Here is a 13,785-nt window from a genome sequence, read left to right as displayed (position 1 = left end):
GGTAGAGGCCCATGCTTAGAAGTGAATCCGCTCCAAAACCATGCAAGCAGTTTAGCGCCTATTTACTGGCCTTTCTTGTATTTGAAGCTCAGGTAGGAGTCGGCTTGCCGGGTTTTCAAAGGGTTATCTTTCGTGAAGCCGGACATGACGCATGGTTATGTGTGATTCTTGCAGGTTTGCTTTCCCATATAACGGTTTGGTGCATGTTTCAGGTGCTGAAACGCGGTTCGACGAAGGATCTTTTTGGCATTCAGCAGGAGATCTTTGGGCGCTGGGTTGGAGGGTTAGCTACTCTTCTGTATACCTTCTATCTTTCGTTCGGCTTTCTTGTGATATTAAGAAATTATGTGGAGATGGTTCAAACCTGGATGTTTCCGGACATGCCGACGTGGCTGCTTGGTTCTATTATCGCCTACCTGGCGGTTTACGGAGTTCTTGGAGGTGTACGAGTCATCGTGGGTATTTGTACCATTACCTTCTTCTTAACCATCTGGCTGGTGATTTTTATCTGGTTTCCGCTTCGATATTCCTTATGGTCGCAGCTGCTGCCGTTATTGGAGGCGGATATCGGTCAATTGCTCCGTGGTACAGTAAAGATGTCCTTCACTTTGGTAGGCTTTGAGCTGATCTATGTGTTATTTCCATACATAAGAGAACCTGAGCAAGCACCCAAATACACACATGTCGGTCTTATCATGTCCACTCTGCTCTATCTGATCGTCATGGTCGTCACTTTAAGTTATTTCAGCCCAAATCAGCTGCTCCAGACAGTATGGGCTACCTTTACCATGTTCAAAATCGTCATGTTTCCGTTTTTGGAACGATTCGAATATGTGGCCATCAGCGTTTGGATGCTGGTCATTCTTCCTAATCTTGCGTTGTATCTATGGGCTTCTACAAAAGGGTTGAAGCGCACCTTCGGGTGGAAACAAAAGATTTCTACTTATGGAATTGCCGCTATCGCTGTTGTATGCTCTCTTTTCCTTGATACCCGTATTCAAATTGATCATATGAATGATCTGTTCAGCATGATCAGCCTGGTTGCGGTATTTATCTACCCGTGGCTTTTGTTACTTGGCTACGGGATTATGCGACTACGGAAGAGAGGACCTAGTTCATGAAGTGGAGAAAAAGACGCCTGGCTGTCGTTGTGCTGACGCTTGCTCTGATTTGCACCGGTTGCTTGGAAACAAAAATTTTGGAGGAAATGGGACTCTCCGTTATTGTAGGCTATGATCCCGATGAGAACGGCAAAATTACAGGCACCTCCCTTCTCCATCAAATTGATCCCGGCGCTAAAGAAGATGTAATCGTCGTAGGTACGACTTCCGATACAAGCAAGGGAATCCGTAATAAACAAAATCGGGAAATGTCAAAGCGTGTCGTAAGCGGTCAGCTGCGTGTGGCTGTTTATAATGAGAAAATTGCCAGAAACGGCATCATGCCGCTCGTAGATACGTTAAAACGCGATCCCTCTATCTCGAATACGATGTATCTTATTGTGAGCCGCGGGAAGGCCGAAAGCATTATTTCCCATGAGTATCCCGAAATTGTAAATATCGGCAGCTATTTGTATAAAATGATTCGGCAGAACATTCGTGGGGAACAAATCGTTTCCTGTACCCTACATGAGTTTTTGCAGGCCTACTATTCGGAAGGGCTTGATCCGGTCCTTCCGATCGCGCGCCAAGCCGGGGATGAAATTCATCTGGAGAGCACGGCTATTTTCCTTGACGACAAGATGGTAGGCGAACTGAATATGGAGGAAACCTTCCTTTTAAAGATGATGAAGGGCAGATACAGGGCCGGCTCCCTTGAGCTTGTTCTGGATGCCGACCCGCTTAAAGAGGTTGTGAAGGGTTTGAAGGATTCGGAGCTGAAGCTTGTTGTGGAGAATATACACAGCAAGACGAATATTAAACTGGTCACTCCTTCTCCTCCCACCTATCGCATTGATATTAAGCTAGAAGGGAGAATACAGGAAATATCAGCGGAGTTGAATTTGGGCCAACAAGAAATCCTTCGAGTCATTGAGCAAGGGATATCCGATCGTTTGGCCGCCCGCACGAAGATGATGATTGACAAAGCGAAGAAGCTCAAGGCCGATCCTATTGGGCTTGGAGAGGTATATCGTTCCGCCGTTCGCGGTTCTAAGCTCACCAGAGAGCGCTGGCGTGAAATTTATCCTGATGTTAAGGTCAATATCAGTGTAAAAACAAAGATCATTCGTTCCGGGGTTTCGGATTAACATAAAAAAGAGAGATCCCTATTCCTTCCGATTCGAAAAGGAGTAGGGATCTTTCTTTTGGCTACACTTCTACAATGATCGGCAATATCATTGGACGTCTGCCGGTTTGATCATATAGGTAACGTCCCAGCGTTTCTTTAATTTTTTGCTTCAGTACGTTCCACTGCCTCTCCTGATCTTCTTGCCAACGGTTCAATGTATCCACCACCAGAACATTGGCTTTATCCAGCAGCGCTTCCGACTCACGCACATAAACGAACCCCCGAGAGATCAGATCAGGACCGGAAAGAATGGTTCCCGCAGCCTTGCTTAAGGTAATGACAATGATCAGGATTCCGTCCTGGGAAAGGGATTTCCGGTCACGCAGGACGATATTGCCTATATCCCCTATGCCTAAGCCGTCCACATACGTGCTGCCGGAGGATACTTTGCCTGCCTTGCGGGCGACCCCATTCTCGATCTGGACTACTTCCCCGTTCTCCACAATGAACGTGTTTCCTTCTTCGACGCCAACCGCTTCCGCCAGCAAGCGGTGCTGATGGAGCATGCGGAATTCTCCGTGTATGGGAATAAAATATTTCGGCCGCATCAGGTGCAGCATCAGCTTCAGCTCTTCTTGGCTGCCGTGTCCCGATACATGCATGCCGGTAGCGGAACCGGGACCATAAATAACATGCGCACCGATTTTGTACAAATCATCTACAGTACGGGACAAAGCACGTTCATTCCCTGGGATCGGACCCGCGGACACAATAACCGTATCACCCGCAAGCACTTCGACTTGGCGATGATTATTGCGGGCTAGTCGGGAGAGGGCTGCCATAGGTTCCCCTTGGCTTCCCGTACATAATACGGCGACACGATCCAGCGGCAGATTCCCGACTTCAGACGGATCAACCAGCATTCCTTCCGGGATGGTCATGTAACCGAGCTCCTCGGCAATCGTCACCACATTAATCATGCTTCGTCCAAGCAAAGCCAGCTTGCGGTTTGTGATCCTTGCCGCGTCAACTACCTGCTGAAGGCGATGAACGTTAGAAGCGAAGGTAGCGACAAAAACCTTCTGTCTCGCCTTACGGAAAATCTCTTCCAGATGAACGCCTACGTTGCGTTCCGACGGAGTAAAACCCGGCCGCTCGGCATTCGTACTTTCCGAAAGTAAAGCCAGCACACCGCTTCTTCCGATATCCGCCATACGATGCAGATCTGCCGCTTCCTCATTAACCGGAGTCAAATCAAACTTAAAGTCCCCGGTATGAACCACTGTCCCCTCCGGTGTATCAAATACTACGCCTAGGCAATCCGGAATACTGTGATTCGTTTTGAAAAAGGATACGCCGACCGTTCCAAATTGTTCCTTCGAATCCGCAGTGATAACATGCAGCTTCGTCGAACGCAGGAGTCCGGCTTCCTTTAGCTTGGCTTCAATGAGGCCGATGGTTAATCGCGTGGCATATATCGGCAGGTTGAGCTGTTTCAGAATGTAAGGCAAACCGCCGATATGGTCCTCATGACCATGAGTAATTATGATAGCTCGAACCTTATCCTGATTCTCGAGCAAATAGCTGATATCAGGAACGATCAAATCAATGCCGGGCAGCTCCTCATCGGGAAATTTAGAACCGCAATCGATTGCGATGATATCGTCCCCATACCGGACGACATACATATTCTTGCCAATCTCCCCTACACCACCTAGGGCGAGAATGGATAGTTTGGGGTCACGCTCCGTGCTCATATTCCCAGACCTCCTTATCGAGTCGACAATCCATCACTCTTATTAATTTTTCCTACGGAGCAATAATTATGAGTGCCAAAAAGCCGGTACTCACGAAAGGAGTCCCGGCTTGCATTAGTTTACGTATTTGGTTTTACGATAAGCTTTGTGTAGCGGCATTAGCCTGCTGTGTTTGCTGCTGTGCTTGGAGAAGCTGCTGCTCGGCTTGCTGTTCTTGCTGCTGAAGCTGTGTCAGCTGCTGCTCCGCTTGAGCCTCCTGCTGCTGCGCCTGCTGTGCTGCCGTACTCATGGCTTGCATCCCCTGTTGAGCTGCCGGCGCCTGCATTGCTGCCCCTAACCCTGACATTGCGCTCATGGAAGCTTGTTGCTGCTGCACTTGAGCTGCTTGTTGAAGCACCTGCTGTGATGCTTGTTGAGCTGCTTGCTGCGACGCTTGTTGAGCCGCCTGTTGGGCAGCCTGTTGAGCTGCTTGCTGAACGGATTGCTGCAATGCTTGCTGGCCTGCCGCTTGCTGCTCAGCCGCTGCCTGCTGTGTCAGCTGCTGTGCTTTTTGAATCAATTGCTGTGCATCCTGCTGTACCTGCTGTGCTTCCGAAGCAATGGTTTGCGTTGCGGATGCTTGCTGCTGCGATTTGTTGTTTGTTGTCATAGTTGTAGTCCTCCTCATAGTAATTTATGAACTGCTAAAGTGATGACACTATATTGTTATCTTGAAGTGATTTTTTATCCGGCGAGTTTTTAACCTGCAGCTTATGTACTTTTATTTTTTCTTCTTCGTTTCCGCCGGTGTCTCGATGCATGCCTTGAAATTAGTAACAACAACTATTGTAAGGAAAAGCGCCGATATCACGATGAGCATGTTCACAGACCTCCTGTACGTTCATGTCCTTACTCCTTTATTTAGTATGAATTCAACCTACATGAGATTATCCATATAGGAAGTTATCATGGACACTTGGTCAAATTTTCGCTATATTAGTAGCTGTAATCTTATTGATTCGATTCGAATCATTTACTGAATCATTTGCTTCATCGAGTTATATGATGATCATTTCTAATGATTCAATTAATGCATCAGTAATCGATTCTACATTATTTCGATTTGGAGGTGAATTTGTGACGCGAGACGAGATTCTTCAAGCTCTCCTTGACCGACTGGGTGACGGCCAGTGGATGCTCGCCGTATTAATGACCCACAACAAGCCTTTGAATAAAGAAAAGCTTGGTTCACTGACCAACGAATTTTACAGGAAATTTAAGAATAAGGACTTAATCGGTTCCAGACATACTCTGGATGAACTGACTGCCCGTCTTGAGGGCGCCGGCTTGGTTGATATCCCGGATTTAGGCGGTCGTGCTCGATTCTATGTTATTTCCAAGTTAGGCAAGGAGCTTATTCAGTTCAAAGAACATCAAACTTAGAAAGGATGATTCCTCTTGAAAAATATTAATGAACGTGAAGATTTGGATTTAAGCTTGAAATTCGGTTTTCTTGGTTTAGGTATGGGCGGTTGTTCTATTGCCTATGAGTGCGCCAATATCAAGACCAAAATTGTAAATAACATGCACCCCTACACTGCCCTGCTCATCAATACGAATGAAGTGGATCTGCGTAAATTTCAAGAAACAACTAACGTTCGTAAATACCAATTAAAAGGTTACGAGAAAGGCGCCGGACGCAATATCGAAATCGGCGAGCAAGCTTATGTAGAGCATAAGGAAGAAATTTCGAATCTCATCCGCGGCTATTTTGCCGATCGTGACTTTGTATGGATTGTTTGCGGTTTGGGAGGCGGTACGGGTACCGGCAGCATCCTCCAGGCAGTTATGACGCTGTACGCCAACGGTTTTAAGGGCCGCTGCGGCTTTATCCTCACAATGCCGCGTGATAACGAAGGTTCCACTGTGCTTGAGAATGCCATCGACCGGCTTAAGCGCTTCGCTGAAGCTATGAAGGGCTTAGGAAGCATTCTACTGGTAGATAATCAAAAGCTATATAATGACTTTATTCAGCAGGAGCCTGGAGCCAGCATTTCAGAATATTTGGATTACAGCAACAAGTACATAGCGAATACACTCCATGAATTCAATGCCATCACGGCCAGCTTCGATCCGATCGCCGGTTATCATTTCGATAGCTCGGAGTTTATGAATATGCTGAAAACACCTGGTATTATATCTATCGGTAAGCTACTCGTATCAAATGGCAGCATTGATGTGGAGAATGAAGGCACCTTTCTGCCCGACTTTAAAAATTCGATTCAAAGAGGGATTCTTTCCGACGGCTACCAATTTAAGCATGCCAATCGAATTGCCGTTAGCTTAGTAGCCAACTCCTCTACCGCCAAGCGAGTGTTCACGATGTCACTCATTAACAAAATTGAGCGTACGGTAGATGAATTGGCTCCACTGGCCGGCGAGAAACCGGTTGCCGCTTACGGCGATCCGAAGGGTCAATCCATCGCTTTCTACTCAATTGTCGCTGGTCTTCATTTACCGATACGAGTAACGCAATTAGTGAAGAAAGCGGAAGAATTGCAGCAATTCGAAGAAGAAGAAGAAGATTCCACACTCGCCCTCCTCTCTTCCTTCTCTAGAAAATCAAAGCAAACTGAGGTCGATATTGATCTTGGAAGCATTTTTACATCAAATCAATCCAAAGACAAAAGCAATCAAGAAAAGACACAGAACCTTGACGATTTGGACCCCTTTAAGCTAATTAAGTCAAATGAATAGCCTATATCTCTGCTGACCTTGTGCAAAGGTCAGCTTTTTTATTCTCTTTTCCGCGGGCTTCCCTTCCACCGTTAGACTTGATATCCTACGAGTAATCCATGTAATTCCAGTATAATAGACTATCAATAGCTGGTAATCTACTAATAGAACAACATTATCCATTAAACACACGTCATCTAAACAACTACAAGCATTTCACTGACTTCAAATACTCTACTAGTCGAACTCTATTCATAACCCTATAGATACTAGGTAAACTAAATTACTAGTCGCTCGTAACATCCGATTTTGTTTCTCAGTCGACTTACTAGTAGATCATAATGTGCCATGCACTGCGGTTATGAGTAATCAACGAGTAATGTGCGGCCCGTTACTAATCTACAAATAGACTTCGTGTTTGGGATTATTTATAATAGATTCATAGGAATAAAGCGCAACAATATTCTGCAAGGGTGGAAACTATGACGACAACAAACCAAACGCATTGGACCTTAGGGAAGGCCGCCGAGCACCTTCAAGAACAAGGCATGGACATACCGGTAACAACGCTGCGAGGGTGGTTTAACGAGCTTCATAAGCATAAGATCCATACGTTATCCAGGAATGAACGTAGAGACCGTGTTTTGAACGAAAGAGATCTAAAAATTGCGGAGTTTATATACGAGGCCAAAAAGCAATATGGGAATCAAATTACCATGAAGACTATAGGCGAGCAAATTGCCGGCAAATTTGACGTTTATTATGTCCAAGAGGAAGAGGAAGATAAGTTTCAGCTTGAGGTATTCGAGGAGAATCGCTTAAAGGAGTTTATTCAAGTTGCTGTAACAGAGCGAGTAGAAGCATTAAGACAAGATTTGATTCTGGAATATGAGCAAAAGTATCAGCAGCAGCTTGCACTGATGCCAAGTCAAGAGAGCCTTAAGGAAGAACGAATGGTCGAGAATAAGACAGTGGCTTATAATCTTTGGCTTACGGAGAAGAAGCTTCGTAAAATCCTCGAGGACGAAGCCTTGGAGCGATGGAAGGCTAATCCGATAAAAACCGGTTTCCTGATCAAGAAGGAAGATCCTTATCGCAAACTTGAGTTTATTCAGAAATACATTGATGAACAGTTGCCCCAAAGACTAAAAGAAGCATTAGAATAGTATGCTAATTGAATCAGTTATAGACGCAATAATTGATTCAATTATACAATCAATTATATTGGTTTCTCACTCATACAATGAAGTAATGCATCAATTAACTCTGCAGTTTTACCGGATTTTACTTGAGCGACAAAATCAACGAACAATGTTGAAATGAGCTGCTCCAACGTTAATGTAAAAGAGGGGACCAATTCGTTGAGGTCACGCAGCAAAACCTCTCCGCGTACAATGGACTTTCTTCTCATCTCAATATGTAGAGAAGCAACGTTGCTTTTGTTTTCTTGTACTTGTTCTACGAGAATCCAATGATCGGGCTTTTGCTCTTGATAGGTACGAACTACTTCTCTGGTATCCATCCAGTCGTTATACTTCTGCATCAGTCTGCTCGCAAGGTTCTTAAGACTAGATTTCTTAGCTAATCGAACTTGCTTCAAGAAACCGGCGTATAACAATGCCACCAGTTCAATTACGTCCAGCTTAACCTCTTCATCAGTACATTCATATAGATCATCCAAGAATACCTCCGCACGAAGTATATCATATGGTCTCAGCTCCAGACGCAGCATCATCCATTCTTCCTGCTTAGTTATGCCTTTGATTAAAGATGACCATAACGAAGTTTTGGGATTACCAGGAGAATCAATGAAATTGCGTAAGTGACTATATTTCATTTCATTAATATTTAACATCGTAGGATATGCTCCTTCATTTTACTTCATAAACTATTAATATCACTTTATGAAAATAGCACATTTCTTATGCATACAATCTCTGACATTCGGGCATACTGTGAAGTAAGTTTAGTAGAATGAGGAGAATGTACCATGAAATCACAGAAGCTCACCAAGGAACAAGCAATTGCTTTTTCGAAAGCGGCTAAACAAGCTGCTAAGGAACTAGGAATTAGAAAACCTAAGTAAACATCATAGCTTATGCTAATGAAGGCCTTTAAGGATCTACAGTCCTAATGGCCTTTCTTTGCGTTTGGTTGCTATAGGCACTATAAACGCGTATGATAATTTTGTAATGACTGTACTTTGGAGGAGGCAAAGGAATGACGGATCAGCCAAATCGTATTGAAAAAGCGACATTCGCCGGTGGCTGCTTTTGGTGTATGGTCACTCCATTTGAAGAGCTTCCGGGAATTATCAACGTGGTTTCGGGATATACCGGTGGCCATACAATTAACCCGACGTATAAAGAAGTTTGCTCGGAAACAACAGGCCACGCCGAAGCTGTACAAATCACCTTTGACCCCGAAGTGTTTCCATATGAAAAGCTGGTGGACACCTTTTGGAGACAAGTGGATCCGACGGATCCTGGCGGCCAGTTCCATGATCGCGGCGAATCGTACCGCACGGCAATTTTTTACCATAATGAGCAGCAAAGACGCATTGCCGAAGCATCTAAAAAGGCTTTAGAAGAAAGCAAACGTTTTGATCGTCCTATCGCAACACAAATCGTCCCAGCAGAGGATTTCTATCCGGCGGAAGAGTATCATCAGAACTATCATAAGAAAAACCCATTACGCTATAAGCTATATCGGAAGGGTTCCGGAAGGGATACTTTTATAGAAAATCATTGGGGTCGTACGGAAGCCGAGAAGCTGGCATTTAGAAATCAATTAACACCTATGCAATATAAAGTAACTCAGGAAAACGGTACTGAGCCCCCATTCCAGAATGAATTCTGGGATCATAAGGAAGAGGGCATTTATGTCGATATCGTTTCCGGCGAACCCTTGTTCAGCTCATTGCAAAAATTCGATTCAGGATGCGGTTGGCCGAGCTTCACCAAACCGCTTGTTGATGCCAATGTGAAAGAAAAAGAAGACTACAGTCATTTCATGATACGTACTGAAGTCAGGAGCAGGGAAGGGGATTCTCATCTTGGACATGTGTTTACGGATGGGCCCAAGGATGAGGGCGGTCTTCGTTATTGTATAAATTCAGCCGCACTGCGATTCATTCCTAAGGATGAATTAGAGAAGCAAGGGTACGGTGCATTTCGGAAGCTGTTTGAGAGTTAAAATATTTACGAATTAAGGAGCCTCGTAGGCAATATACGCGGCTCTTTTGTATTTCGGACGAAGGCTATCCGGTTTATCTTCGGATTTATCAGGGGTTTTTATAATAATATTAATCTTAATAATTGTATGAATTTTAGTAGACTTACGATCATTGTGACTTATAATAAATATCAGTATTATAAGTTGTAATATTCTTATTAATGTTATCAATCTAGCGAACGAAACTATTTTAAAAGCAACATATAAAAATATATTTCGTATTATTATTAATAAATTTATTACTGTTTGTAACATTGTTTATTTATATAATTTTATTGGTCTTATTAATTTAATCTTCCTATACATAGTGAAACCCGCGTTGCCAGAATACCGTAATAGAACATGCGTATTCTTACATAGGAATAAATTGATAATACGATTCATAAACATATTAATTATAATAATTTTATTAATCGAATTAACAATAATAATGCTTATAAATATTATTAAGTTTGCATTCATTATTCAGTTTGCGACGTTTATTCAACTTCATCAAGTTAGTATCATTCATATCTTTAATAACTTTGTTATTCTTACAAAAATGGAGAATAAGATGGTTTGTATCAACATTAATAAATTATATTAATTTTTATAACTTTAAGAAAGCTTCTATCGGAGCCCTCTTGAGGAGGTACATTCGTGATCACTAATAAAAAAACAATATACTACTATTACATCCCAATAACCGGTACTTGACGAAAATCAGTGAACAGACCTACACTAGGTAGAATTGAATTTTAACTGCAGAGGAAGACATTCATGGAAACGAAAGAAGTACCATCTTGGCAGAAGCTCAGCTTGTTCGCAGTAACGTGGCCTATATTTATAGATTCGGTCCTTCGAATGATGCTCGGAACAGCCGATGTATTCATGCTTAGCCGAATCTCCGATCAAGTGACAGGAGCAGTGGGGCTGGCCAACGAACTCATCATGTTCTGTATCCTCATGTTCGGTTTCGTTGGAATCGGAACGAGTGTAGCCATCACGCAGTACCTGGGCGCAGGTAGAAAGGAAGAAGCAAGTCGAATTTCCGCACTTGCGATCACAGTCAATCTAGCTATTGGACTACTTATCAGTATGCTGCTTTTAGGATTCGGCGATAGCCTCATGCGTCTAATGAATTTACCTGCAGAACAAATACAGATAGCAAACCCCTATTTAAAGCTCATTAGCGCCTTCATCTGGATCGAGGCCTTGTCTTACGCTGTTAGCTCTGTCATACGGGCAAACGGGCAAACAAGAGATGTCATGTATGTCACGCTATGCGTAAACATCATACACGTCATTGGAAACTTCTTATTAATTTTCGGCAGCCTCGGCTTTCCGGAATGGGGAGTATTCGGCGCGGCAGTTTCTACCGTAGTAAGCCGTTTTCTCGGACTCCTTGTCCTTCTAGTTATCTTGTATCGCAGAATACCGGTAAAAATTAATATGAAAGATTACATTACGTTAAACCCCGTTTTCCTGAAACAAATCTTGGGTATCGGCTTACCGGCGGCAGGCGAGCATCTTTCGTGGCAATCTCAGCACATGATGATCGTCAGCTTCATTAATATGATCGGACCGGCTGCATTAAGCGCTCATATTTACGTGATGAACGTCACGAACTATTACATGGCGTTGGCTATGGCAATTGGGGTAGGAACGGAAATCATCGTAGGACATATGGTTGGCGCCGGAGAAATGAATGCAGCCTACCGCAGATTGCTGCGAAGCTTGCGTGTCAGTTTCCTTGTGACTGCGGTTGTAGTCGGCATAGCCGCTATTTTCCGAAACGATCTCATGAGCTTGTTTACCGCCAATCCGGACATTATAGCGATGGGCTCTACCATACTCATTCTCTCGATCCTATTGGAGCCTGGGCGTACCTTCAATCTTGTAGTCATAAATTCTTTGCGCGCCGCGGGCGATGCACGTTTTCCCGTCCTTATAGGTATGATCTCTATGTGGGGGGTAGCGGTACCTTTAGCCTATTGGCTTGCCATCCACTTGCAAATGGGCTTACTCGGAGTATGGGTGGCTTTTACAGTGGATGAATGGTTAAGGGGACTTCTGATGCTGCTGCGTTGGAGAAGTCGTGCTTGGGAACAAAAGGTGCTCATACAACCAATAAAAGAAGCTTCAATTCCTTCATAATCGTTGGGATTGAAGCTTTTTCTCTGATCAGTGAAGCAGGTAAGGAGGAATAAGCCAGGAGATCACGAATACTACGATAGAACTAGAAAATTAGTACTTCATTCTATTTTCAACATGAACATAATGAGGAAAATAAAAAACATAACGGTAAAAAGTACTCCAAACAAAGCACTCAATACCAATTCTAACGGTTTCATTGAAAACATATCGGAGAATCTAAATTTGGCGTAAAGCTGCTGCTTACGCAATCGCCTCCGGCAACCGTCAATATAACGCCGGATGTAAAACTCATCGTGCTCCTCGAGCTCCTTCCAAAGCTCCATATACTCCACGTGCAATTGAGATTTATGATCATGATCAATCAACGGATTCATCATAGCACTCCCGAAAATACATAGTATTACACAAATTAGACGCAATAGATGGACCGTTTGTTTCATTGAATTAGCCAATATAGGAAGCGTTTACCAACTTTTTAGAATATTTCATGGGATATACGGATAAAAATAGGGTAATAGGGAAACCTTTCTATATTCTATCAACCGGGCGGTGGTCGTAACGATGACTTCATCCACTAGAAGACTTACCTACATTTTGGCTCTAATTATAGTGTCACTTATCGTATTATGGCTGCTTCCGTCATTACTTCGACCGTCACTCCCGCAAATAGCGATGACAGCACCGCCAACAACAGAACAGAACGATCGACAATCCACAAAGCAGGAAGTAAGTGTAACGGAAATAACAAATGCATCGAATGAAAAGGAATCAGTTCCTGTCATCGAATCGAAATTAGAGGAAGAAGCACCGAAAGTAACAGAGCATTCGTCAGGTGAAACGGTTCACCCTGCAGTCCCAACAATGCCATCCAATGTTATCCCTATAGCGGAGACCACCGTAAAACCAAAGGGCTCGGTTCATGAAGCTGTTTACAAATCTGATGCGGAAAAGATCAAATTTAGCATCCCCGTCCTAAATTATCATAGTGTTACCGTTCAACCGGGCAACAGAGCTGCAATTGCACCCGACAAGCTGGCAGAGCAAATGCAATACTTATCCGATCAGGGCTATACTACTCTGTCCTTACGCCAGTTTATAGATATATGGGAAGGCCGCGCTAAGTCACCGGAAAAGCCCGTGCTTTTGACCTTTGATGACGGTTACATGGATAACTACACAAAAGCTATGCCGATCCTTGCCAAGCATCAGTTTCGGGCTACGATGTTTATGTCACCGGGAATGGTGGAGGACGGATACTTTGTAAGCTGGGACGAGGCCAAAGCCATGCACAAAGCAGGTTGGGATATCCAGCCTCATGGTATGACCCATCCCTCGCTTCCTAAGCTGAGCGCAGAGATGCAGTCCTTCGAGATTGTCGAGGCGAAACGCCAAATCGAAGAACAACTCGGAATTACCGCTGACGTATTCTGCTATCCCTATGGAGAGCGTAACGAGACTACACTGAAAATTCTTAAGAACAATGGCTTCCGCTATGCCTTTACGATCGATCAAGGAATGGCCCAGCCTACCCAGAATCCCTTACTCATCCGACGGCTTTTCGTAAATGGGGAAGAGGACCTGAATAGCTTTAAAGCACTGCTGCAAAAACACAAGTAATGAGAAGCGCATCGTCTTGCGCCCACAAATTAGGCTTAGGCGATGCGCTTCTTCGTCATTTCCCACGGAACCAATGACATTCGCTGATAATATAGTG

Annotated in this window: 11 protein-coding genes; 8 read left to right on the top strand and 3 right to left on the bottom strand. The window is 43.9% G+C overall.

Translation table 11 applies throughout. The features are described 5' to 3' along the window. The first annotated feature begins 11 nt into the window (after positions 1 to 11). Together RAC89_RS29015 and RAC89_RS29010 are read left to right on the top strand one after the other, a co-directional pair. Positions 12 to 1,121: a GerAB/ArcD/ProY family transporter gene (locus RAC89_RS29015; protein ID WP_306617155.1), complete on the top strand. Its 1,110-nt coding sequence runs from the start codon at positions 12 to 14 to the stop codon at positions 1,119 to 1,121. Further along, positions 1,118 to 2,248, top strand: coding sequence for a Ger(x)C family spore germination protein (locus tag RAC89_RS29010; protein WP_306617154.1), 1,131 nt, complete (start codon positions 1,118 to 1,120; stop codon positions 2,246 to 2,248). Before RAC89_RS29015 ends, RAC89_RS29010 begins: the two co-directional genes overlap by 4 nt. A gap of 61 nt (positions 2,249 to 2,309) precedes the next feature. Here the strand turns inward: RAC89_RS29010 and RAC89_RS29005 are convergent, their stop codons facing one another. Then, positions 2,310 to 3,986: a ribonuclease J gene (locus RAC89_RS29005; protein ID WP_284646392.1), complete on the bottom strand. Its 1,677-nt coding sequence runs from the start codon at positions 3,984 to 3,986 to the stop codon at positions 2,310 to 2,312. A 133-nt stretch (positions 3,987 to 4,119) separates the two neighbouring features. Next, the gene (locus RAC89_RS29000) at positions 4,120 to 4,635 is read right to left on the bottom strand and encodes a hypothetical protein (RefSeq protein WP_306617153.1); all 516 of its coding nucleotides are present in this window, start codon (positions 4,633 to 4,635) and stop codon (positions 4,120 to 4,122) included. Positions 4,636 to 5,102: 467 nt separating this feature from the next. On the opposite strand from RAC89_RS29000, the gene RAC89_RS28995 reads away from it, so the two are divergent. The 3 genes from RAC89_RS28995 (at position 5,103) to RAC89_RS28985 (ending at position 7,867) form a co-directional block, all read left to right on the top strand. Then, positions 5,103 to 5,408, top strand: a complete 306-nt coding sequence (locus tag RAC89_RS28995) for a hypothetical protein (RefSeq protein ID WP_306617152.1) — start codon at positions 5,103 to 5,105, stop codon at positions 5,406 to 5,408. 15 nt (positions 5,409 to 5,423) lie between these two features. Next, positions 5,424 to 6,722, top strand: coding sequence for an FtsZ/tubulin family protein (locus RAC89_RS28990; protein WP_306617151.1), 1,299 nt, complete (start codon positions 5,424 to 5,426; stop codon positions 6,720 to 6,722). Between the two features lie 461 nt (positions 6,723 to 7,183). Further along, positions 7,184 to 7,867: a hypothetical protein gene (locus RAC89_RS28985; protein WP_306617150.1), complete on the top strand. Its 684-nt coding sequence runs from the start codon at positions 7,184 to 7,186 to the stop codon at positions 7,865 to 7,867. Positions 7,868 to 7,920: 53 nt separating this feature from the next. On the opposite strand, the gene RAC89_RS28980 is transcribed toward RAC89_RS28985, so the two are convergent. Beyond that, on the bottom strand, positions 7,921 to 8,556 hold the full coding sequence (locus tag RAC89_RS28980; RefSeq protein WP_306617149.1) for a hypothetical protein: 636 nt from the start codon (positions 8,554 to 8,556) through the stop codon (positions 7,921 to 7,923). A gap of 365 nt (positions 8,557 to 8,921) precedes the next feature. On the opposite strand from RAC89_RS28980, the gene msrA reads away from it, so the two are divergent. The 3 genes from msrA (at position 8,922) to RAC89_RS28965 (ending at position 13,688) form a co-directional block, all read left to right on the top strand. Further along, positions 8,922 to 9,896, top strand: coding sequence for a peptide-methionine (S)-S-oxide reductase MsrA (gene msrA, locus RAC89_RS28975; protein ID WP_306617148.1), 975 nt, complete (start codon positions 8,922 to 8,924; stop codon positions 9,894 to 9,896). 798 nt (positions 9,897 to 10,694) lie between these two features. Further along, positions 10,695 to 12,071, top strand: a complete 1,377-nt coding sequence (locus RAC89_RS28970; protein ID WP_306617147.1) for an MATE family efflux transporter — start codon at positions 10,695 to 10,697, stop codon at positions 12,069 to 12,071. 549 nt (positions 12,072 to 12,620) lie between these two features. Further along, the gene (locus tag RAC89_RS28965; RefSeq protein ID WP_306617146.1) at positions 12,621 to 13,688 is read left to right on the top strand and encodes a polysaccharide deacetylase family protein; all 1,068 of its coding nucleotides are present in this window, start codon (positions 12,621 to 12,623) and stop codon (positions 13,686 to 13,688) included. Positions 13,689 to 13,785: the final 97 nt, after the last annotated feature.

Origin of the sequence: Paenibacillus sp. GD4, from assembly GCF_030846225.1 — a bacterium.
Classification (GTDB): domain Bacteria; phylum Bacillota; class Bacilli; order Paenibacillales; family NBRC-103111; genus Paenibacillus_G; species Paenibacillus_G silviterrae.
Note: the sequence above shows the minus strand (reverse complement) of the source record. Positions and strands in the feature narration are given on the sequence as shown.

What these genes read in the sequence shown, in the direction of transcription:
- RAC89_RS29015 (WP_306617155.1), top strand. Translation starts at nt 12, where the DNA reads ATGCTTAGAAGTGAATCCGCTCCAAAACCATGCAAGCAGTTTAGCGCC.
- RAC89_RS29010 (WP_306617154.1), top strand. Translation starts at nt 1,118, where the DNA reads ATGAAGTGGAGAAAAAGACGCCTGGCTGTCGTTGTGCTGACGCTTGCT.
- RAC89_RS29005 (WP_284646392.1), bottom strand. Translation starts at nt 3,986, where the DNA reads ATGAGCACGGAGCGTGACCCCAAACTATCCATTCTCGCCCTAGGTGGT.
- RAC89_RS29000 (WP_306617153.1), bottom strand. Translation starts at nt 4,635, where the DNA reads ATGACAACAAACAACAAATCGCAGCAGCAAGCATCCGCAACGCAAACC.
- RAC89_RS28985 (WP_306617150.1), top strand. Translation starts at nt 7,184, where the DNA reads ATGACGACAACAAACCAAACGCATTGGACCTTAGGGAAGGCCGCCGAG.
- RAC89_RS28980 (WP_306617149.1), bottom strand. Translation starts at nt 8,556, where the DNA reads ATGTTAAATATTAATGAAATGAAATATAGTCACTTACGCAATTTCATT.
- msrA (WP_306617148.1), top strand. Translation starts at nt 8,922, where the DNA reads ATGACGGATCAGCCAAATCGTATTGAAAAAGCGACATTCGCCGGTGGC.
- RAC89_RS28970 (WP_306617147.1), top strand. Translation starts at nt 10,695, where the DNA reads ATGGAAACGAAAGAAGTACCATCTTGGCAGAAGCTCAGCTTGTTCGCA.